The sequence below is a fragment of the Nonomuraea sp. NPDC001831 genome (assembly GCF_042892035.1).
GTDB lineage: Bacteria > Actinomycetota > Actinomycetes > Streptosporangiales > Streptosporangiaceae > Nonomuraea.
Genome location: NZ_JBIATU010000003.1, coordinates 407,703 through 429,054, shown reverse-complemented (window position 1 = coordinate 429,054; position 21,352 = coordinate 407,703). Strand labels below are relative to the sequence as shown.

General features: G+C 72.8%; 19 protein-coding genes. 16 read left to right on the top strand and 3 right to left on the bottom strand.

From position 1 onward, the window contains the following. Positions 1-84: 84 nt before the first annotated feature. The 3 genes from ACFYYW_RS12995 to ACFYYW_RS12985 all read left to right on the top strand — a co-directional run bounded on the left by ACFYYW_RS12995 (position 85) and on the right by ACFYYW_RS12985 (position 4,641). A complete protein-coding gene (locus tag ACFYYW_RS12995) occupies positions 85-1,095 on the top strand; it encodes a LacI family DNA-binding transcriptional regulator (RefSeq protein ID WP_352326873.1) in 1,011 nt (336 codons plus the stop codon). A gap of 70 nt (positions 1,096-1,165) precedes the next feature. Continuing rightward, entirely contained in the window at positions 1,166-2,746 is a 1,581-nt protein-coding gene (locus tag ACFYYW_RS12990) for a hypothetical protein (RefSeq protein ID WP_387648002.1), read from the top strand. After that, a complete protein-coding gene (locus tag ACFYYW_RS12985; RefSeq protein WP_387647999.1) occupies positions 2,743-4,641 on the top strand; it encodes a hypothetical protein in 1,899 nt (632 codons plus the stop codon). Before ACFYYW_RS12990 ends, ACFYYW_RS12985 begins: the two co-directional genes overlap by 4 nt. Here the strand turns inward: ACFYYW_RS12985 and ACFYYW_RS12980 are convergent. Continuing rightward, positions 4,611-5,297: a TetR/AcrR family transcriptional regulator gene (locus ACFYYW_RS12980; protein WP_387647996.1), complete on the bottom strand. Its 687-nt coding sequence runs from the start codon at positions 5,295-5,297 to the stop codon at positions 4,611-4,613. The genes ACFYYW_RS12985 and ACFYYW_RS12980 overlap by 31 nt on opposite strands. A 66-nt stretch (positions 5,298-5,363) precedes the next feature. Here ACFYYW_RS12980 and ACFYYW_RS12975 point away from each other — a divergent pair, with 66 nt between their 5' ends. The 6 genes from ACFYYW_RS12975 to ACFYYW_RS12950 are packed head-to-tail and all read left to right on the top strand — an operon-like array spanning position 5,364 to position 11,855. Beyond that, a complete protein-coding gene (locus tag ACFYYW_RS12975; protein WP_364412023.1) occupies positions 5,364-6,221 on the top strand; it encodes an alpha/beta hydrolase in 858 nt (285 codons plus the stop codon). A 10-nt stretch (positions 6,222-6,231) separates the two neighbouring features. After that, positions 6,232-7,485, top strand: a complete 1,254-nt coding sequence (locus ACFYYW_RS12970) for an ABC transporter substrate-binding protein (protein WP_387647993.1) — start codon at positions 6,232-6,234, stop codon at positions 7,483-7,485. Between the two features lie 2 nt (positions 7,486-7,487). Beyond that, positions 7,488-8,387 carry a carbohydrate ABC transporter permease gene (locus tag ACFYYW_RS12965; RefSeq protein WP_387647990.1) on the top strand — a complete coding sequence of 300 codons (900 nt, stop codon included), beginning with the start codon at positions 7,488-7,490 and terminating at the stop codon, positions 8,385-8,387. Further along, the gene (locus ACFYYW_RS12960; RefSeq protein ID WP_387647987.1) at positions 8,384-9,184 is read left to right on the top strand and encodes a carbohydrate ABC transporter permease; all 801 of its coding nucleotides are present in this window, start codon (positions 8,384-8,386) and stop codon (positions 9,182-9,184) included. The genes ACFYYW_RS12965 and ACFYYW_RS12960 overlap by 4 nt, the downstream gene beginning before the upstream one ends. Continuing rightward, entirely contained in the window at positions 9,181-10,503 is a 1,323-nt protein-coding gene (locus ACFYYW_RS12955) for a M28 family metallopeptidase (RefSeq protein ID WP_387647984.1), read from the top strand. The genes ACFYYW_RS12960 and ACFYYW_RS12955 overlap by 4 nt, the downstream gene beginning before the upstream one ends. Next, the gene (locus ACFYYW_RS12950) at positions 10,488-11,855 is read left to right on the top strand and encodes a carboxylesterase/lipase family protein (protein ID WP_387647981.1); all 1,368 of its coding nucleotides are present in this window, start codon (positions 10,488-10,490) and stop codon (positions 11,853-11,855) included. Before ACFYYW_RS12955 ends, ACFYYW_RS12950 begins: the two co-directional genes overlap by 16 nt. A gap of 3 nt (positions 11,856-11,858) precedes the next feature. Here ACFYYW_RS12950 and ACFYYW_RS12945 read toward each other — a convergent pair whose 3' ends face one another. Further along, positions 11,859-12,704: an SDR family oxidoreductase gene (locus ACFYYW_RS12945; RefSeq protein WP_387647978.1), complete on the bottom strand. Its 846-nt coding sequence runs from the start codon at positions 12,702-12,704 to the stop codon at positions 11,859-11,861. 104 nt (positions 12,705-12,808) lie between these two features. Here ACFYYW_RS12945 and ACFYYW_RS12940 point away from each other — a divergent pair, with 104 nt between their 5' ends. Beyond that, positions 12,809-13,816, top strand: coding sequence for a helix-turn-helix transcriptional regulator (locus ACFYYW_RS12940; protein ID WP_387647975.1), 1,008 nt, complete (start codon positions 12,809-12,811; stop codon positions 13,814-13,816). A gap of 68 nt (positions 13,817-13,884) precedes the next feature. Here the strand turns inward: ACFYYW_RS12940 and ACFYYW_RS12935 are convergent, their stop codons facing one another. After that, positions 13,885-14,355 (bottom strand): pyridoxamine 5'-phosphate oxidase family protein, encoded by a 471-nt coding sequence (locus ACFYYW_RS12935; RefSeq protein WP_387647972.1) that lies wholly within the window; start codon positions 14,353-14,355, stop codon positions 13,885-13,887. A gap of 342 nt (positions 14,356-14,697) precedes the next feature. Between ACFYYW_RS12935 and ACFYYW_RS12930 the strand changes: the two genes are divergently transcribed. The 6 genes from ACFYYW_RS12930 (at position 14,698) to ACFYYW_RS12905 (ending at position 21,319) form a co-directional block, all read left to right on the top strand. Beyond that, complete coding sequence (locus tag ACFYYW_RS12930) at positions 14,698-16,341, top strand: chitobiase/beta-hexosaminidase C-terminal domain-containing protein (protein ID WP_387647969.1); 1,644 nt, start codon at positions 14,698-14,700, stop codon at positions 16,339-16,341. A 161-nt stretch (positions 16,342-16,502) separates the two neighbouring features. Next, positions 16,503-16,946 carry a hypothetical protein gene (locus ACFYYW_RS12925; RefSeq protein WP_352326488.1) on the top strand — a complete coding sequence of 148 codons (444 nt, stop codon included), beginning with the start codon at positions 16,503-16,505 and terminating at the stop codon, positions 16,944-16,946. Positions 16,947-17,020: 74 nt separating this feature from the next. After that, a complete protein-coding gene (locus ACFYYW_RS12920) occupies positions 17,021-18,163 on the top strand; it encodes a sensor histidine kinase (protein ID WP_387647965.1) in 1,143 nt (380 codons plus the stop codon). A 5-nt stretch (positions 18,164-18,168) separates the two neighbouring features. After that, positions 18,169-18,855 (top strand): response regulator, encoded by a 687-nt coding sequence (locus ACFYYW_RS12915; protein ID WP_387647962.1) that lies wholly within the window; start codon positions 18,169-18,171, stop codon positions 18,853-18,855. Between the two features lie 36 nt (positions 18,856-18,891). Further along, the gene (locus ACFYYW_RS12910) at positions 18,892-20,349 is read left to right on the top strand and encodes a hypothetical protein (protein WP_387647959.1); all 1,458 of its coding nucleotides are present in this window, start codon (positions 18,892-18,894) and stop codon (positions 20,347-20,349) included. Positions 20,350-20,653: 304 nt separating this feature from the next. Next, positions 20,654-21,319 (top strand): FCD domain-containing protein, encoded by a 666-nt coding sequence (locus ACFYYW_RS12905; protein WP_352326492.1) that lies wholly within the window; start codon positions 20,654-20,656, stop codon positions 21,317-21,319. Positions 21,320-21,352: the final 33 nt, after the last annotated feature.

The following is a 21,352-nucleotide window of genomic DNA, read 5'->3' as shown; positions in this document are numbered from 1 at the left end:
GTGGACCTGAGGAGCGGCAGCGGGCTAGCCTCTGCTGTCAGCAAAGTATGTAGTTCGTTCTACGAGAACCCAAAAGGATGGCGTGTGACGAGCGGACGGGTGACGATCGCCGATGTGGCCAGGCGGGCCGGGGTCTCCACGGCCGCCGTGTCGAAGGTGGTGCGCGGCGCGTACGGCGTGAGCGCGGAGATGCAGGCCAAGGTGCGGCAGGCCATCGACGAGCTGGGCTACCGCCCGCACGCCGCGGCCCGCGCCCTGCGCGGACGCACCTACACCCTCGGCGTGATGCTCTCCGACACCCGCAACCCGTTCTTCCCCGACATCATCGAGGGCATCACCGGCCGGCTCGGCGACACCGAGTACCAGGTGCTGCTCGGGCCCGGCGGCATCGAGCCCAAGACGCAGGCCAGGATGACCGACGCCATGATCGACCGGAGCATGGACGGGCTCATCCTGATCTCGCCGGTCATGACGGACGCCGAACTCGCCGCCATCGCGGCGGCCGTCCCGGTCGTCGTGGTGGGCAGGCACGGCGGCGCGGCGGACCACGACGCGGTCGTCGACGACGACGTGATGGGGGCCCGGCTCGTGGTCGACCACCTGGTCGGGCTCGGGCACACCCGCATCGCGCACATCACCCACCTGGAGCGGGCCCGCGCCCAGGGACTGCCGCACATGGTGCGCGCCGAAGGCTACCGCCAGGCGATGCGCGCCCACGGGCTGGCCGACGACGTGCTGGCCACCTCCTTCACCGAGGAGGGCGGCTACGAGGGTGCGCGGGAACTGCTCGCCCGCGCCGACCGGCCCACCGCGATCTTCGCCGGGGCCGACATCGCGGCGCTCGGCGTCCTGCGCGCCGCCGACGAGGCCGGCCTGTCGGTGCCGGAGGACCTGTCCGTCGCCGGTTACGACAACATCGGCATCGCCTCGCTCAAGCGCATCTCGCTCACCAGCGTCGACCAGGACGGACGGGTGATCGGGGCGACCGCCGCGCGCCTGCTCGTCGAGCGCATCGAAGGACGCACGCGCTCGGTGGCCTCGTCGGTGTCGCCCACGCTGATCGTCCGCGGAACCACCGGACCGCCCCGCCGCTGAGAACTCGGCCGCGCCTCGGGGGACGGTCGCGGGCTGTGCATTAAAACGATTCGATGGAAGGACCCCCCACGTGAGACGACTCGCTCTCCTCGCCCTTCTCCTCCCGCTGGTCGCGCCCGCGCAACCGGCCCTGGCCCAGGCGTCCGCCACGGTCTGCCCGGTCAGGGTGGACCCGGCCGCGTTCGCCTCCGAGGCCCGCCTGAGCGCCCTGGCCACCCGGCAGGGAACGTTCGGACCCAGGCCGACCGGCTCGGCCGCGCACGCCGGCTACGTCGACTGGCTGGAGGAGGAGATGGCGGCCATCCCCGGCCTCCAGCTCTCCTCCCTGCCCTACGCCATCGACCGCTGGGACAACCTGGGCACCGGGCTGACCGTCGGCGGCACGTCCGTGCAGGTCGCGGCGCCCGTGCCGTTCTCCTCCTCCACCGGCGCGGGCGGCGTCTCGGCGCCGCTCGTGCACCTGGCCGCGGGGACGAACATCACCGCCGCCAACGCCGCCGGGAAGATCGTCGTCCGGGACCTGCCCTGGACCAGCGTGCCCAACCTGCTGTTCTATCCGCCCACCCTCGGCTACTCCATGTACGACCCGGGCATGACGATCAACCTGCTCGGCTCGGAGTCGATGGAGGCCCCGGCCGCGGCCGACGCCGACCTCAAGGCGGCCGCCGCCGCGGGCGCGCTGGGCGTGATCGAGGTCAGCCAGCTCCCGCACGCCCAGATCAAGGACATGTACGCGCCCTACGAGGGCCTGCCGTACGGCGTGCCCGGCGCGTACGTCGGCGCCGACCAGGGCAAGCAGATCAAGGACGCGCTGGCCGCCGGGCAGCCGGTCCAGGCGTCGCTGACGGTGAACGCCGCCTGGACGCCGACGACGACCCGCACCCTGCTCGCCACGCTGCCCGGCGGGAGCGCCCAGAAGATCGTCGTGGAGAGCCACACCGACGGCATGAGCCCGGTGTGGGACAACGGCCCGCTCACCATGATCGAGATGGCCCGTTACCTGTCGTCGCTGCCGGTGGAGTGCCGTCCGCGGACCGTGCAGTTCGCGTTCGTGACCGGCCACCTCTACCAGCACCTGACCGGCCCCGACGTCCGCGAGGGCGGCGCCGGTCAGCTCGCCGCCCAGCTCGACGCCGAGTACGACCAGGGCAAGGTCTCCTCCGTCGTCGTGCTCGAACACCTCGGCGCCAAGCGCTACGACGCGGTCGCCAGGCCGAACGGCCTGCCGGGCAAGCAGCTCGTCGCCAGCCCCAACCTCACCGAGCTGCTGTGGGTCCCCGTCAGCGAGAGCACGCCGCTGCGCGAGCTGGTCAAGGGCCACATCGAGTACTGGGACGTGCGGCGCACCGCGATCCTCAAGGGCCTGTCGGCCGCCGACCTCGCCACCGTGCCGCACCACTGCAGCTTCGGCGGCGAGGGCACGCCGTACAACCAGCACCTGCTGCCCGTCATCGCGCCCATCGCCGCGCCCAAGACGCTGTTCTCGCCGCAGTTCGGCGCCGAGGCGATCGACCTGCCGGTGATGCGCAAGGCGTCGCTCGCCTTCACCGACGTCGTGCTCGACCTCGGCCCGATGGCCCAGTCGGCCGTCGCGGGCGACGTGACGACCATGCGCCAGCAGCGCGCCGCCGGCACGCCGGGGTGTGCGTGAGCATAGACCGAAGGGCGCTCGTGCGCCGGCACAACATCGCCGGCGCCGGGTGCCCGCTCACCGTCGGCAACGGCGAGTTCGCCTTCACCGCCGACGCCACCGGGCTCCAGACGTTCGCGCCGCTCGGCACGCAGGCGCAGTGGGGCTGGCACACGATGCCCAACCCCAAGGGCCACGTGCTGGAGGACGCGCTCACCGACTACGACGGCGTCAGCTATCCCGACCTGTACCCGGCCACCGAGGCGGGCGGCTGGCTGCACGTCAACCCGCACCGCCTGCATCTCGGCCGGATCGGCCTCGACGTGGGCGAGGACGTCCCGCTGGGCCGGTCGGCGCAGACGCTCGACCTGTGGACCGGCACGCTGTCCAGCTCCTTCGAGCTGGGCGGCCGGCCGCACGAGGTGGAGACGGTCTGCCATCCCGAGCGCGACCTGCTGGCCGTACGCGTCACCGGCGGCACGGGCGTCAGGATCGCCTTCCCCTACGCCAGCGACGGCTGGCACACCACCGCCGACTGGGACAGCCCCGACCGGCACACCACCACGTGCACGCGGCGCGGCTCGCGCTGCGACTTCACCCGCGTCCTGGACCAGGACGGCTACCACGTGGCCGCCGAGTGGACGGGGGCGGCCCGGTTCACCTCGCCCGCCCCCCACGTGTACCTGATCCAGGGCGAGGAGCTGGAGCTCGTCGTCGAGTTCGCCCGGCACCCCGTCGGCGCCGGCCTGCCGTCCTTCTCCCAGGTCCGCGCGGCCGCCGCCGCCCACTGGGAGCGGTTCTGGACGCGCGGCGGCGCGGTCAGCTTCGAGGGCAGCGCCGACCCCCGGGCGCCCGAGCTCGAACGCCGGGTCGTGCTCTCGCAGTACCTCACCGCGGTCAACTGCGCGGGCACCACCCCGCCGCAGGAGACCGGGCTGGCCGTCAACTCCTGGAGCGGCAAGTTCCACCTGGAGATGCACTGGTGGCACGCCGCCCACTTCGCCCTGTGGAACCGGCCGGAGCTGCTGGAGCGGAGCCTGCCGTGGTACCGCTCGATCCTGCCGCGGGCCAGGGCCACGGCGGCGCGGCAGGGGTTCCGCGGCGCCCGCTGGCCCAAGCAGGTGGGGCCGGAGGGCAGGGAGAGCCCGAGCGAGATCGGCGCCTTCATCGTCTGGCAGCAGCCGCACCTGATCTACTTCGCCGAGCTGCTCCGCCGGATCCGCCCGGGGGCGCTGGAGGAGTACCGGGACCTGGTGTTCGAGACGGCCGAGTTCATGGCCTCCTTCGCGGCCGGCGGGCACCTGGGGCCGCCGCTGGTGCCGGCGCAGGAGTCCTACCACGAGTCCAGGAGGTCGGTGCGGGATCCCGCGTTCGAGCTGGCCTACTGGTGGTGGGGGCTGGCGACGGCCCAGCGGTGGCGGGGCCTGCTCGGCCTCGATCCCGACCCGGAGTGGGCGCGGGTGCTGGACGGCCTGGCCCGGCCGCTGGTGCGCGACGGCGTGTACGCGGCCATCGGCGTGGAGCCGTACACGGTCAGGACCGACCATCCCTCGATGACCGGCGCGCTCGGGTTCGTGCCGCCCACCCCGCTGATCGACCCCGAGGTCATGCGGGCCACCCTGCACGACGTGCTCGCCGACTGGGACTGGGACAGCGCGTGGGGCTGGGACTTCCCGATGCTCGCCATGTGCGCGGCCCGGCTCGGCGAGCCCGGCGCCGCCGTGGACGCCCTGCTGATGGACGCCCCGAAGAACACCTACCTGCCCAGCGGCCACAACCACCAGTGGCCCGGCCTGCTGCCCCTCTACCTGCCGGGCAACGGCGGCCTGCTGGCCGCCGTCGCCCACATGGCGGCGTCGGGCTGCTTCCCCGAGGGCTGGCGGGTTCAGGCGGAGGGGGTGGTCCCGATGCCGTGATCGGGGCCGGCCAGCAGGGCGACCGCGTAGTGGTACAGGTCGCCCGCCGACGACGTCAGCGTGGCGGCGCGGCCCGCGCGCACCTCCGAGGCGATGAACTCGGTGGTGCCGTAGACGATCAGCCGGGGGATCGCGGCGCGCAGCGGCGGCAGCGAGGGGTCCTCCAGCCTGGCCCGCGCGGCCAGTGCCGCCAGCATGTCCAGGAAGGGCCGGTAGGCGGTGTCGCGCTGCTCGACGGCCCGCTCGCCCGCCCTCGGCAACTCCACGAAGTACGCCTGCGCGTACTCCGGGCGTTCCTGCCACCACCGCAGGTAGGCGGCCAGGCCCAGCCGCAGCGCCGTGCGCCAGCGGTCGCCCGCCCCCGACGCGGCCGCGCGGATCGAGTCGATCATCTCGGGCAGGTCGCGCTCGCATCCGGCGAGGAAGCACGCCTCCTTGTCGGCGAACTGGGCGTAGAAGGCGTTGCGCGAGACCCGCGCGGCGGCGATCACGTCGGGCACGGTCGTGGCGGCGTAGCCGCGCCTGGCCACCAGCCGCAGCATGGCCTCCACGAGGCGGTCGCGCTGCGACTCGCGCACCGTGTCGGGGGAGAGCCCGTGCCGCCCTCGCGGAAGCGGCCGGACCGCCGGAACTTCCTTCTGTTCATCTCTTGACATCGCTCACCGATCGTACTTCCCTCTCTTAGGAGACGTTCACGTCTCCAAATATCCCACGGAGTGACCATGGAGAACTTCACTCGTCGGCAGGCGCTGCGGGCAGGGGCGCTCGGCCTCGCGTCGGCCGGATTCCTGTCGTGGACCACCGCGGCCGAGGCCGCCGCCACCATCGAGACCGCCTACAAGGCGACGGGGCCGTGGCCGGTCGCCACCGGCACCTCGGGCGGCCACCGGCTCTACTACCCCTCGAACCTCGGCGCGGGCGGCGTCACCCACCCGATCGTCACGTGGGGCAACGGCTCGTGGGCCACCCCCGACAACTATCCGGGGCTGCTCAACCACCTGGCCTCCTGGGGCTTCGCGGTGGTCGCCTCCACCGACACCACCACGGGCACCGGCGCCGAGATCCTCGCCGCCGCCCAGCACCTCGTGGGCCTGAACGCCGACCCCGCCAGCGTCTTCCACGGCAAGCTGGACACCGCCCAGGTCGGCGCCGTCGGCCACTCCCAGGGCGCGGGCGGGGTCGTCAACGCGGCCAACCACTCCGCCGGGCTGATCAAGACCGTCGTGCCGATCGCCGTGCCCGCGCAGTGGATGGCCAGCCCCGGGGACGAGTTCTCCGTCGCCGCCCTGACCTGCCCGGTGCTCTTCCTCAGCGGCGCGGACGACTGGCTGATCTCCTCGGCCGCGACCGTGCAGGGCTACTACGACCAGGCCACCGCCGGAGCGGGCCGGGCGCTGCTCAAGGGCGCCGGACACAACGACATCCAGAACACCGGCGGGGCCTTCCTCGGCTACGTGACCGCCTGGCTGAGGTACCGGCTCCAGGCCGACGCCCAGGCCCGCGGGGCGTTCGCCGGCGGCGCCCCCGAGCTCCCCACCAACACCGCCTGGCAGAACCAGGCGCTCAAGAACCTCACCTAGGAGAACCACCATGGCGGATCTGACGCGGCGTGGGCTCCTCGCCGCCGGCGCGCTCACCCTGCTCGCCGGATGCGGCAAGGACCAGCCCCGGCAGCAGGCCGCGGCCGCCGGGCCGCACGGCGAGGTCACCGTCTGGCTGCACGGCTCGCAGGACACCGGCCAGCAGTTCCAGGAGCTCGTGCACCGCTACATCGCCGAGTTCAAGGTCGACGTCAAGCTGCTCTACCTGCCCGTGGGCCAGCTCGACGCCAAGCTGCTGACCGCCTTCAGCGGCGGCGCCCCGCCCGACGTCTTCAAGATCGGCCACTGGAGCTTCCCCGCCCACGCCAAGAAGCAGCGGCTCGCCCCCGTCGACACCAAGGCCCTGCCCCTGGCGAACTACGAGCCGGGCACGACCGCCCCGCTCACCTACCAGGACGTGCCCTACGGCGTGCCCATCGACTTCAACCCCTGCCTGCTCTACTACCGCAAGGACCGGTTCGAGCAGGCCGGGCTCGACCCCGACAAGCCCCCGGCGACCTGGGAGGAGGTCGCCGAGTACAGCGCCAGGCTGACCTCGCCCGACCGGGCGCGGGTCGGCCTGCAGTGGCTCTACGGCGATCCGCAGTGGGCCCTCATGACGCTGACCGCCCTCGTCCGCGGCAAGGGCGGCGAGCTGGTCGCGGCGGGCGGCGGCAAGGCGTCGCTGGCCACCGAGCAGGGCATCGCCGCCCTGACGTACATGTCGCGCATCGGCAACCCCAAGCTCTCCAACCCGCTGGGCGCGCTCGGCCTGTTCTACTCCGGCCAGGCGGCCATGGTCGTCAGCGGCGCCTTCCTCGGCCCCGCGCTGGAGAAGCTGGGCAAGGACAAGCTCACCTTCGGCAAGCAGTACGGCGTCGCCCCCATGCCCACCTGGGACGGCGGGCCGTCCGTCGTCCCCGCCTACACGTGGGGCTGGGGCGTGGCCAAGGACTCGCCCAACCAGTTCACCGCCTGGCACCTGGTCAACTACCTCCAGGGCGCCCCGTCGGTGGCCGCCAACCTCGACAACGGCATCATCATCCCGACCAAGGGCTGGCGCGAGGCCGGGCCGCGCGGCAAGTCCGAGATCATGGAGATCGTCGCCGCCAGCCTGCCGCACGTCGACTTCGGCCCGATCATCCCCGGCGCGCTCGAACTGGCCAAGGCCGCGTCCGGCGCCGTGGACTCCGTCGCCCACGGCAAGGCGACCCCGGCCCAGGCCGCGGCGACCTTCGACGCCACCGTGCGACCGATCCTGTGAGCGTGCTCGGCGCCCGGCCCGGCGGGCTGCTCGGCGGGGTCAGGGTCCGGCCGCAGGCCGCGGCGGGCGTGGCGCTGACCCTTCCGGTGGCCGTCTTCTTCGTGGTGTTCTGGCTGGTCCCGTTCCTGTCGGCGATCTATCTCAGCTTCACCGACTACGAGATGGCCGGCACGCCCAACTGGATCGGCCTGGCCAACTACGAGCGCATGTTCGCCGACCCCGGCTTCCTCAACTCGGCGTGGATCACCGTCGTCTACACGGTCTGCACGGTCGTCCCGACGATCCTGCTGGCCCTGCTGGTGGCCGTGCCGCTGAGCAGGCCGGGACGGCTCAACCGCTGGCTCAGGGCGCTCGTCATGATCCCGGCCGTGATGCCGCTGGCCGCCACGTCCATGGTCTGGGTGATCATCTACTCCGACCGCGGCCTGGCCAACACCCTCCTCGGCCTGGCCGGGATCCCCCCGCAGTCCTGGCTGACCAGCTCCGGCCTGGCCATCTGGGCCCTGGTCGTGATGGTCGTCTGGAAGAGCATGGGGCTGTTCGTGATCATCCTGACCGCCGGCCTGCAGGCACTGCCCGGCGAGGTGTACGAGGCCGCCGCCATCGACGGCTCGGGACCGGTCACCACGTTCACCCGCATCACGCTCCCGCTGCTGCGCAGGACGTTGCTGTTCGTCCTGGTCATCTCGGTCGCCGGCTCGATGCAGGCGTTCGTGCCCGCCTTCCTGCTCACCGGGGGCGGGCCCGCCGACGCCACGCAGGTGCTGCCGTACTACATCTGGGCCAACGCCTTCCCCTACGAGCACATGGGCTACGCCGCCGCCATGGGCATGGTGCTGCTGGTCGCCATGGTGATCGTCTCGGCGGTGCAGTTCGCGTTCCTGAAGGGCGGCGACGAATGAGGGTGCTGCGCGCCGTCTGGCTGATCGTCGCGGTCGGGTTCATGCTGCTGCCGGTCTACGCCATGGTCGTCGTCGCCTCGGCGCCGGACGACACCGACCTGCGCGGGCTGGTCTTCAACGGCTTCCACCTGCCCGAGAACATCGGGGTGCTGTTCGGCGCCGGCAACCTGCCCACGTACCTGCGCAACAGCCTGATCCTGTGCGTCGGCACCGGCGTCCTGGACATGCTCTTCTCGGCCGCCGCCGGGCACGCGATGGCCCACCTGTCCTTCCCCGGCCGCCGCGTCCTGTTCGCGCTGGTGGTGGGCACGCTCGCGCTCACCCCGATGGTCATGGTCATCCCGGTCTTCCTCATCGTGAAGGAGCTCGGCTGGGTCAACACGTTCCAGGGCATGATGGTGCCGGGCATGATCAGCGCGTTCGGCGTCTTCCTGGTGCGCCAGTTCGCCCTCGGCATCCCGAAGGAGCTGCTGCTGGCCGCGCGGGTCGACGGCGCGGGGGAGTTCCGCATCTTCGCGCGGATCGCCGTGCCGCTGCTGCGGCCCGCGCTCATCACCCTGTTCCTCGTGCACTTCCTGGCGCAGTGGGACAACCTGCTGTGGCCGCTGATCGTGGCCAACGAGCAGGAGCTGTGGCCGCTGCCCGTGGGGCTGGCCAACTTCCAGAGCGAGGTCGGCGTCACCTACCACCTGACCACCACCGCGGCGCTGGTCACCGCCGTGCCGCCGTTCGTCCTGATGGTCGCGCTGCAGCGCTACTACGTGGCGGGGCTCACCTTCGGAGGGCTGAAACGATGATCCCGGACCTGATCCCCGGCGCCGCCCGGATGATGGAGTGGATCGAGACGGTCACCGCGCGCGGCATCCGGCGTCCCGGCTACCCGGCCGACGACTGGACCGCCGCGTGGGCCGCCGAGCGCTTCGCCGAGTTCGGGCTGCGCGACGTCCGGCTCGCGCCGGTCGAGCTGCCCGTCTGGCGGCCGGTGACGGCGTCCCTGGTGGTGCGCCTGGACGCCGACCCGTCGCGGGTCGTCCGGGTGGCGGCGTCCGCGTTGCCGTACACCACGCCGAAGGCGACCGTGACCGCGCCGGTCAGCCGCGAGGTCGTGCCGGGCGCGATCGTCGTGCCCGAGTACGCCTTCACCGAGCTGCCGCAGTCCTACGTCAGGGACCTGGCGACGGCCGTGCACGACCCCGAGGGCGTCTTCGACGACCTGGTCCAGACGCTGCCGTTCCAGCTCGACCACCTCGACGTGCTCCAGGGCGTGGTCGACGGCGGCGCCGCCGCGTTCGCCGGCGCGCTGACCGGGGTGCCGTGGGAGACCCGCGACTACTACGTGCCCTACGACGCCGTGCACCGTGACCTGCCGGCCGTCTGGTTGTCGGGCGGCGACTCGCGGCGGGTGCTCGACCTGGTCGACGCGGGCCCCTGCACGGGCACGCTCACCGTCGAGTCGGAGACCGGCCCCGCCGTCTCGCACAACGTGATCGGCACGCTCCCCGGCCGCTCCGGCCAGTGGGTGATCATCGGCTCGCACCACGACGCGCCCTGGGCCTCGGCCGTCGAGGACGCCTCGGGGATCGCGCTGGTGCTGGCCGCCGCCCGGTACTGGGCGGGCGTGCCCGAGCGGGACCGGCCGCACAACCTGCTCTTCCTGCTGACCGCCGGGCACATGGCGCACGCCGCCGGCACCCGGGCCTTCATCGAGGAGCACCGCGCCCTGCTCGGCGACGTCGTGCTCCAGCTCCACCTGGAGCACGCCGCCCGGCGGTGCGTGGCCGTGGACGGCGAGCTGGTCCCCACCGGCGACCCCGAACCCGGCTGGTGGTTCACCACCCGGAAGCCGGAGCTGGAGAGCCTGGTGGCGGCGGCCCTCGTCGCGGAGGACCTCAGGCGCTCGTTCGTGCTGCCGCCGGACGCCTTCTCCCCGATGCCGCCCACCGACGGGGCCTTCTTCCACCCTGAGGGGGTGCCGCTGGTGCACTTCCTGTCGGCCCCCATGTACCTGTTCGACTCGGCCGACACCCTCGACAAGGTCTACGAGGACGGCCTGGAACCGCTCACCCGGGCGGCCGTCAGAATCGTCGAAGGGACGGCCGGATGGCGTCGCGCATGATCGTCCGTACTACGTCCGGGCTGGTCGAGGGCAGGGCCGAGGAGGGCGGGCGCGCCTTCCTCGGCGTGCCGTACGCCGCCCCGCCCTTCGGCGAGCACCGCTTCGGCGCGCCAGTCCCGCCGCCGCCGTGGGACGGCGTGCGGCCCGCCGTCACGCGCGGCGCCGCCGCCCCGCAGGCGGCCGGCGCGGACATCGGCCTGTACGCGCCCGACGTCTTCCGGACCGGCGAGGACTGCCTCAACCTCGACGTGCGCACCCCCGGGACCGGCGAGCCGGGGCTGCCCGTCCTGGTCTGGATCCACGGCGGCGCGTTCTCCATCGGCGGCAACGGGGCGGCCTGGCACCAGGGCCACCGCTTCGCCCGCGACGGCGTGGTGTGCGTGGCCGTCAACTACCGGCTCGGCTTCGAGGGCTTCCTCGCCCTGGACGACGCCCCGCTCAACCGGGGCGTGCTCGACTGGCTGGCCGCGCTGGAGTGGGTGCGCGACAACATCGCGGCCTTCGGCGGCGACCCCGGCAACGTGACCATCGCCGGGCAGTCGGCGGGCGCCGCGGCCGTCGCGACCCTGCTCACCATGCCCCGCGCCGAAGGGCTGTTCCGGCGCGCGATCGTGATGAGCGGCTCGGCCACCCTGGTCGCCGCCGAGCAGGAGGCCCGCGACCACGCCAGGGCGCTCGCCGCCCGCCTCGGGATCGCCCCGACCAGGGCGTCCTTCGCCGCGCTGCCCCCCGAGGCGCTCGTCGCCGCACAACCGCCGCCGCTGACCGGCGGCTCCGGCGGGCTGAACGACTCGGTGCCGGTCAAGCCGGTCGTGGACGGCGACCTGATCCCGGCCGTCCCGCTGGACGCCCTGCGCGCGGGCGCGGGCGGGGACCTTCCGCTGCTGGTCGGCTGCACGTCCCAGGAGGCCGACGTGTTCGTCCGGGGCATGGCCGCCGGGCTCGACGAGGCCGCCGCGCGGGCGGCGCTCGACCACCTCGGCGTCCAGGTGGACGAACCCGGGCTCACCCCGGCCGAACGGGTCGGCCGGGCCGTCACCCGGCACCTGTTCACCCGCGAGACACGCTGGATCCGCGAGGCCAGGCCCGCCTACGGCTACGAGTTCCGGTGGGAGTCGCCGGTCGAGAGCCCGGCCGGCGGCGGACGCGTGGGCGCGGTGCACAACCTCGACCTGCCCTTCGTCTTCGACGTGCTGGACGCGCCAGGCGTCGAGCGCACGGCGGGACCGGGCGCGCCGCAGGCGCTGGCCGACGCGATGCACGCCGCCTGGGTGCGCTTCGCCCGCACCGGCGACCCCGGCTGGCCGCTCGGCCACACCATGATCTTCGACGATCCCGCACCGCCGGCGTGAGGGTCAGCCGGCCGTGAAGTCCGCGCGGTGGTCGGCGACCCACTCCGCGAGCGTGCGGCCCGGCCGTCCGGTCACCGCGGTGACCGGACGCGGGACGTCGGGGACGGTCAGGGTGTCGTGCCAGTAGTCGAGCAGCATCTTCATCACGGGCTCGGGGATGAACCGCCCGGTCTCGGCACGGAACTCCGCCGGTGTGATCTCCACCAGCGGGATCTCCACGCCCAGGGTCTCGCCGATGATCGCCACCTGCTCGGCGCGGGTCAGGGCCTGCGGGCCGGTGAGCGGGATCGCCGTCTCCAGGTGATCGTCGGAGAGCAGGGTCTCGGCGGCGGCCTCGGCGATGTCGTACTCGTGGATCGGGGCCTGCGCCGAGGCGAGGTAGGGCGCCCGGATCGGTGCGCCGGAGCGGATCTGCCAGGCCCAGGAGAGCAGGTTGCCGGCGAAGGTGCCGGGACGCAGGATCGTCCAGGCGCCGGCACGTGAGGTCACGGCGGACTCGACCGCCGTGTGGTGGCGCTGGCTGGCCGACCCGTGGTCGCGCGGGAACTCCTTCGCCGCGGCGAGGGAGGACAACACGGTGAACCGGTGGACGCCGCGGGCGGTGGCCGCGGCGACGAACGCCTCGACGCCCTCGGCGGGGAAGACGAAGGCACGATCGACGCCGGCGAACACCTCCGGCCCGAGCGTGGTGGCGTCGGCCAGGTCGCCGGCCACCACCTCGACCCCGGCCGGCAGGCCCGCGTCGTCGGGCTTGCGGGTCAGCGCGCGCACGGCGGCGCCGCGGGCGAGCAGGGTCGTGACGAGATGACGGCCGACGGCGCCGGTCGCGCCGGTGACAAGGATGCTCAAGGTGACTCACCTCAGGGAAATGCGGTGCCGGTCCGTCCGGCCCGAACTCCAACCTAGGGAGCTTTTAGGTCATTTTCTGTCCACTTCTACTAGGCTCGGGGAGTATGCCGGACCAGACCACGACCGGGCGGGCGCTGCGCCTGCTGGAGCTGCTGCAGGCCCGCCGGTCCTGGAGCGGCGGCGAGCTCGCCGACCGCCTCGGCGTCGACGGCCGCACCCTCCGGCGGGACGTCGAGCGGCTGCGCCGCCTCGGCTACCACGTCGAGGCGCGCCGCGGCCCCGACGGCGGCTACCGGCTGTCCACGGGCAGCGACCTGCCGCCGCTGGTGTTCAGCCCGGACGAGGCGCTCGCCGTGGCCGCCGCCCTGGCCTCGTCGGCCGCCAGCGGCGCCGCCGGCGGCGGCGAGGTCGCGCTCACCGCCCTGGCCAAGATGGAGCAGGTGATGCCCCCTGCGGTGCGCCGGCGGGTGCGGGCGCTGCGCTCCTCGGTCGCCTTCGGCGGCACGCCGAACGCCGTGGCCGGCGCCTACCCGGCGCCGCTGAACGCCGGCGTGCTGGCGGTCCTGGCGCTGGCCTGCCGGGACGCCGAGCGGGTCCGGCTGCGCGTGATGAGCACCGAGGGCGCAGGCTCAGGACGGGAGTCCCCGTGCCACGTCGAGCCCGCCGCCCTGGTGCCCCGGCAGACCCGGTGGTTCCTCGTCTGCCGCGACCTCGACCGCGGCTGGCGGGTGCTGCGCGTCGACCGGATCACGGCGGCGTCGGCGACGGGCGTGCGCTTCGAGCCGGAGGAGGTCCCGGGGGGCGACCCGGTCGCGTTCGTCACCAGCCGGCTCGGCGCCCCGCCCCGCCGGCACACGGCGACGATCCTCATCCACGCGCCGATCGAGCAGGTGCAGGCGTACATGGGCGGCTTCGCCACGGACTTCGCCCCGACGACCACCGCCACCGGCCGGGCGGCGACACACTGGCGCATCGCCGACGTCCGCCTCGAGGCGCTCGCCGGCGGCCTGCTCTGGGTGCGATGGCCCTTCGAGGTGGTCGACTCTCCCGAGCTCGCCGCCCTGCTCCGGGACCGGTCCGCGGCCTTCGCCCACGCCGCGGACCCGCGCTGAGGCCCGTCGCCCGGTTCGCCCATCCGTCGTGACGGCTGACCGTGCCGGACGCCCCGCCCGCGGCTGCGTCATTCCGGAGGCGTCCAGATGCGGCTGCGGAGATCGGTGCCGCGGATCACCTGGACGCGCCAGGGTTCGAGGCGCAGGACGTGCAGCGCGGGGTCGTCGGGCGACCGCCAGAAGGCCCCGAGGTCGTAACCGGCCCCGCGCGGGCTGGTCGCCCGGTAGAGGTCCCAGACCCGGCGCTTGGTCGCCAGGTCGTCGACCCAGGCAGCGGTGGCCTCGATGGCGACCGAGCTGTTGCCGGGCTTCCAGTAGGAGAAGGAGGTGTGCGGATTGCCCGCGAGGTGGGCCGCCTTGACCGGCGTCCGGTAGGTGGCCAGCCACCCGCGCGGCCGCCCGTCCACGGTCTCCCAGACGGGGATGAGGATGCGGGTGCGGGGACGGTTCTTGGCGTCGACGGTGACCATGGTGGCGTACCGGATGGCACCGACGTAGGCGTTGAACTCGCTCTCGATCTCGGCGAATGACGTGGTCATCGACGGCACTCCTTCTGGCTTGATCCGTCTTCGGTGACCAGGGCATCGTGCGTCACCGTGCGGAGGCCGCGGAAGACGGCACTTGAAAGGCACCGAGTTACCGCACGGGAACCGCTCCCGACCAGGAAGGACGTGCGGGACGCCTCGACCGCGTCGCCCGGCGCGGGGAGTGCGCGGACGGAGTCCTCGGCGGGCGGGATGCTCACTTCTTACCTTGCAGGTCGTGCGGACTTCATGCAGGTCGCCGTTTCCGTACACCTTGGTGCTCCAGGTTCTAGTCGTTCACTTTTGAAGCACGTGTCCCGGCGCCGAGCGCGCCGCGACAAGATCGGGGAGCACCACATGCGACATGCCGACTTCACCGTCCGCCGGGAACCGGCTGCCTGGCGCCACCTCGCAGCAGTCTCGGTCGGCATCGGTCTGGGGCTCTTCCCGCTGGCACAGAGCGCGTCGGCCGTCCCGGGCGGGACGCCGCAGGCCCCGGCGTTCAGCGTCGAGGGCGGTCGTTTCGAGCAGGCGGTGTCCGTCGAGCTGCGGGCCGGGCAGGGCGAGACGATCCGCTACACCACCGACGGCAGCATTCCCACGAAGAGCAGCCCGACCTTCGCCGGCAAGCCCATCCGCATCACCGAGGACACGAACCTGACGGCCCGCGCCTTCAAGGGCAACCAGGCCGGCGCCGTCAAGTCCGAGGGGTACCTCATTCGCCAGGGAGAGCAGCCGATCGCCCGCATGATGATCGTCTCGGACGTGCACATCGGGAGCTACGAGGCCGACCGCGACCGCTGGTCGTCCTACTTCGACACCATCGCGGCGGTCACGGGCACCCCGGACGCCATCCTCTCCAACGGCGACATGATCAACGACAACTGGGACGGGCGCGGCAAGGACCACCAGTTGACCGCCCGCATCTTCAAGGAGAACCTCGCGCGCAAGGGCATGAACGCCACCCAGGTGTTCATGTCGTACGGAAACCACGACGCGACCCTGGCCGAGCTCCGTGCGGGCTACCCCAAGGAGTGGTTCCCCGACGCCGGCGGCGGCTACTACCGCACGGACGTCAAGGGCGTCCCGGTGATCACGGTCAACACCGAGAACTACTCCGCGGCCCAGGCCACCTGGCTGCGTGAACAACTCGGGCAGATCTCCGCGGACCCCGCCTACCGCGACCTGCCGATCATCGTCCAGGGGCACCGGCCGGCGCCGGGAACCGTGATGGACGGCCAGCAGACCAGCAACCCGCGCCTCACCGAGGATCTGTCGAAGTTCCCGCGCGCCGTCTACTTCTCGGGCCATTCGCATCTGAACGTGAACGACCCGCGCTCGATCCACCAGAAGAACTTCACCGCGGTCAACGACGGCAGCTCGTCCTACATCGAGATCGACCACGGATACCAGATGCTCGACGCCGAAGGGCAGCTGGCCAATCGCTTCGAGACCCCCACCGCCCAGGGGCTGGCCGTCGAGGTCTACCGGGGCCGCACCGTCGTCAACCGCGTCAACCTCAACGCCGACCTCCACGACATCTACACCGGCGGCAAGTGGTCGGCGAACTGGAAGCCCCCGTTCCAGAGCGACGGCACGCTGGCCGGCAGGTCCTGGGAGATCAGGACGGCCGGCGACGACGCCCAGGTCGTGCAGAACTTCACCTACACCGACGCCAACCGCAACCGCACGGCCCCGTCCTGGACGTCGCCGCACCCGCTGACGGCCCAGGCCGGCAAGGACGGCCGGCTCGCGCTGCGCATTGAACAGGCCGCGGACGACGAGCTGGTGTACCACTACAAGGTGCGCGTCACCCGCGCCGACAACGGGGCCGAGGTGCTCAACACCAAGGTCGCCAACCGCTTCGACGTGGTGCCCGCCGCCGCCTCCATGGACATCCCGGTCCCGGTCCAGCGCGACGGCGCGCGGTACCGCGCGGAGGTCGTCGCGGTCGACGCGCAGGGCAACCAGTCGCCTGTCGCCGCGGACGTGCTGAAGTAACACGTCGCCCCGGTTCAAGGCGAACGCCGGCGCCGCCGGCCTGGCGCGCAGGCTGACCGCCTCGGCCCGGCCGGCGGGACCGCGGATCCATCGCCGACGGCCTCCGCCGGGCCGTCCGGACAGAGCAGAGCTCCTGAGCCGGAGTGCATAGACTTGTCCTCATGTTCGACGACAAAACGCAGGAGACCCTGCGGCGCCTGCTGGACCTCGCCGAACACCCCTCCACCTCTGACGCCGAGCGGGCGCTGGCATTCGTACGGATCCGCGCCCTGGTGGCGGTGCCGGCCGACGACGCCCGCCGCAGGGCGCCCGTGGCCGGCATGGACGCCCGACTGCTCACCAAGCTCAAACCGCTGCAGCGGCACGTGGACGAGGACCTGGTCGACGACGTGCACGGCGACCTGCACTCCTTCGGCATCCGCTACCGGCTGGTGTCCGAGGTCGCCGGCGAACTGGCCCACATCCTCGACCTGCGCTCCCGCCTCGCCCCCGACAAACGACACCGCCACGACGACGGCGTACGCCAGACGGCCGCCAGGCTGACCTACCTCCTGGAGCGCTCCGACGGCTTCCGCACCTCCCGCTGGCGCACCAGACGCGGCTGACCCGCCCGCCCCCGAGAAACGGACCGCCGGCCGGGCGAGCACGGTGCTGATCGCGTCTCTCAAGGAGTCTCCGCATGTCAGCAGCAACACCTTCCGAGGGGCGCGCCCGCGGGGCCCGGACGCTTCGTACCGCCGGGTTCTCCGGTCCGAGGGGCGACGCCGCGATCGCGGCGCTCACCACCGCGGCCACCCTCGGCCCGCTGCTGGTGCCCGATCCGAAGGCGTGGTGGATCGTCGGGCTGGGCGCGCTCGCCTCCGCGCCCGTCTACTGGCGCAGGCGCGCGCCCATGGCCGTGGCGCTGTTGGTCGGCGCGGCGATGACCGTCATGGTCTTCTGGGAGAAGCCGTTCCTGCCGTTCGGCCCCCTGGTCGCCGTCTACACCATCGCCGACGTCAGCCCCAGATGGAAGCGCCTGGCCGCGATCCCGGCGGTCGCCGTCATCGTCGGCGTCTCCCTGGCGCTGCCCGGGGAGGACAGCGAGATCTTCCGCCTGATGGGCACCGCCTTCGTGGCCGCCTACGCGCTCGGCACCAGCGCCCGCGCGAGCCGGTCGCGCACCGCGGAACTGGCCGAACGGGCCCGCCGCCGGGAACAGGAGCACATCGCCGCGGCGGCGGAGGAACGGGCGCGGATCGCGCGTGACATGCACGACATCATCACGCACGCCGTCGGGCTGATGGTCGTCCAGGCCGAGGCGGGGCCCGTGGTCGTACGGAGCGACGCGCCCAGGGCCGAGGCGGTCTTCGACGCGATCGCCGACACCGGCAGGGGAGCGCTCACCGAGCTGCGCGGCCTGCTCACCGCGCTGCGCGCGTCCGCCGTTCCGGCGGGGGAGGGCCTCGGGCCCGCCCAGCCGAGCCTGGACGGACTCGCCTCACTGGCCGCACGCAGCGGCCTGGACGTGGCCATCACCGTGGAGGGCGAGCGGCGGCGGACATCGGGCAGCCTGGAAGCCGCCGTCTACCGGATCGTCCAGGAAGCCCTCACCAACGTGCGCAAACACGCCGGGGTGCGCGACGTGCGGCTGCACCTGCGCTGGACCGCGCGCGAACTGCTCGTCGAGATCGCCGACGACGGCGGCGGGTCACGTCCCGACGGCGGCGGCTACGGCCTGATCGGCATGCGCGAACGCGCGACCGCGTACGGCGGCACGCTCACCGCGGGACCGGGACAGGACGGCGGATTCCTCGTCAGAGCCGCCTTTCCGCTTGAATAGCGCGCATGCTGCGCGTGCTCATCGCCGACGACCAGGATCTCTTCCGCGCCGGGTTCGGCCTGATCCTCGGCGCCCAGCCGGACATGCTGGTGGTCGGCGAGGCGGCGGACGGCGACGAGGCGATCGCGCTGGCCGGGCGGCTGCGTCCGGACGTGGTCCTGATGGACGTGCGGATGCCGGGCAGGAACGGCATCGAGGCCACCAGGGAGATCTGCGCGACCACCGCCGCCAAGGTGCTCGTCCTGACCATGTTCGACCTGGACGAGTACGTCTACGACGCCGTCCGCGCGGGCGCCAGCGGCTTCCTGCTCAAGGACATCCGCCGCGACGAGCTGGCGCACGCGGTGCGCACCGTGGCCGCCGGTGAGGCGTTGCTGGCGCCCGCCGCCACCCGCAGGCTGCTGGAGAGCCTGGTCAGACGGCCGGCCCACGGCCCGATGCCGCGGCTGGCGGGACGGCTGGCGGCGCTCACCGAGCGGGAGCGCGAAACGCTCCGGCTGGTCGCCCGCGGACTGTCCAACGCCGAGATCGCCGCCGCGCTCGTGGTCACCGAGCACACGGTCAAGACGCACGTCAGCCGCGTCCTGACCAAGCTGGACCTGCGGGACCGGGTGCAGGCGGCGGTGTTCGCCTACGAATGCGGCCTCGTGGTCGCCGGTGAGAGTGACATCGGAGATCACACTCACGACTGACGCGCCACCAGGGTGGCCGCCAGCAGCATCGTCGTCATGAAACGTGTCCCGATCGCGCTCGCCGCGGCCCTCGCCTCGGCTGTCCTGCTGCACTTCGGCACCGGCCCGCACCCCGTGGCCTGGCTGACCTGGCTCGCCCCCTTGCCCGTGCTGCTCGCCGCTCCCCGGGTGGGGGGAGGCTGGGCCTTCGCCGCGGGCGCCCTCGCCTGGCTGGGCGGGCAGCTGCAGTGGTGGCCGTACTTCACCGGGACGCTGGAGACGCCCGTCCCCGTGGCGGCCGGCCTGCTCGCCGGACCGGCTCTGCTGTACGGCCTCGGCGTGCTGCTGCACCGTGCGCTGCTGGCCAGGCGGCGGCCGCTGTCGGCCGTGCTCGCCGTACCGGCGTCGTGGGTCGGCGTCGAGTACCTGATGGCGGTGGCCGGGCCGCACGGCGCCTGGTGGAGCCTGGCCTATACGCAGGCCGACGTGCTGCCCGTCCTGCAGACCGCCTCCGTCGCCGGCGTCTGGGGGATCACCTTCCTGCTGCTGCTCGTGCCCGCCGCGCTGGCCGCGCTGCTCGCGCCGGGCGCGACCCGCCGGCTCTCCGTCGCGGTGACCGCGGGCGCGTTGGTGGCGCCGGCCCTGGCGTACGGCTTCGCCCGGCTCGGCGCCGACGGCGGCCAGGACGGCGGGCAGGACGGCGGGCAGCGCCGCGAGGTCGCGCTGATCTCCACCGACAACCCGCGCGACACCGTGGACCTGGACTCCCCGCAGGGGCGCGACCTGCTCCGGCGCTACCGCCGGGCCGTCGACGCGGCCGCCGCCCGCGGTGCCGAGATCGTGCTGCTGCCGGAGAAGACGTTCGAGACGGCCACCGCCCGCCTGCCGCTGGCCGGGCCGGGAGCGGCGGTCGTCGCCGGCGTCGCGCTCGGCGCCGGCGCGACGTGGACCAACAGCGCGCTGGCCTACCCGTCCGGGGCCCGCTACGACAAGCACCACATGATCCCCGGGCTGGAGCCGGAGTTCACGCCCGGAAGCACGCTGACCCTGCTCGGCCGGACCACGACGGGCCTGATCGTCTGCAAGGACCTCGACTTCCCCTGGCTGGTGCGGCAGTACCGCCAGGCCGGCGCGACGACGCTGCTCGCCCCCGCCTGGGACTTCGACGACGACGCCTGGCTGCACAGCCGCATGGCGCTGGTCCGCGGGGTGGAGAGCGGGTTGTCGGTGGCGCGCGCGGCCCGCCAGGGCCTTCTCACGGTGAGCGACACCCGGGGACGGGTGCTGGCCGAAGGCCGCAGCGGCAAGCCCGGCGTCACCACGGTGTTCGCGACGCTGCCGGAGCAGGGCGCCTCGACCGTCTACGCCGGCCTGGGCGACTGGGCCGCCTGGTGCTCGGTCGCGATGCTGCTCATCGCCCTCGCCAGGCTCCGCGTCCGCCGCCCCGCCCACCGCACGGCCCGGCCGTCCACGGACGGGCAGGCTCCCGGTGCGACCGTCCGACCGGAGGGGTGAACCTGCTTCCAGGCTGGGATTAACCCGATGTTTGGGCTCCGCCCGCAGCAGAGAATCGCAATAAATAGGCACGAAAGCCCCGCCAGATCAGGCGGGGTCTGTTGCGAATACGTTAAACATGGGCTTATTGACACCATCTTGTCGCCGAGCATACGGTGCTGCTACCCGCAAACATCGGGTCGATTTGACGAAGTTCTCGCGACGTAGGTAACAACTCGACGATCACTCGCGGCGACGGCGCAGGCGATCCGTCAAGATGGGAGGCGCGCAAGAAGGGAGCCCAGTGACGCTCACGGACAATGCCGTGGACAGAATCCGTCAGATGATCATCACCGGCGAGCTTCAGCCTGGTGACCGTCTACCGGCTGAGAAGGAGCTGGCCGCCCGGCTCGGCCTGTCGAGGAACTCGCTGCGGGAGGCGGTTCGCGCACTCACCATGATGCGTGTGCTGCACACCCGGCGCGGCGACGGCACGTACGTGACAAGTCTGGACCCTGAGCTGCTGCTCGGCACCATGAGCATGGTCGTCGACCTGCACCAGGACAGTACGATCCGGCACTTCCTGGAGGTGCGCCGGCTGCTGGAGCCGGAGGTGACCGCCATGGCGGCGCTGCACATCGACAGGGACGCGCTCGGCGAGCTGGCCGCGCTCCAGGCCGAGGCCACCGAACTCGTCGCCGCCCAGCCGGCCGACCGCGCGCGACTGCGCAAGAACGGCGAGTCCTTCCACGGAGTCATCGCCCGTGCGTCGGGCAACCCCGTCCTGGCCACCATCGTCGAGACCATGTCGGGCAAGACGCTCCGGCCCCACGCCTGGTGCGGGATGACCGGCGAGTCCGACCTGCACCTGACCCTCACCGAACATCAGGCGATCTACGAGGCCCTGACCGCCGGTGACAGCTACCGTGCCCGCATCAGGGCGGCCGCGCACATCGCCGGCATCGAGGACGCCATCCTCACCGCTCACTGACCGTCCTGTCCTCCCCCCGCCACGACGTGGCGG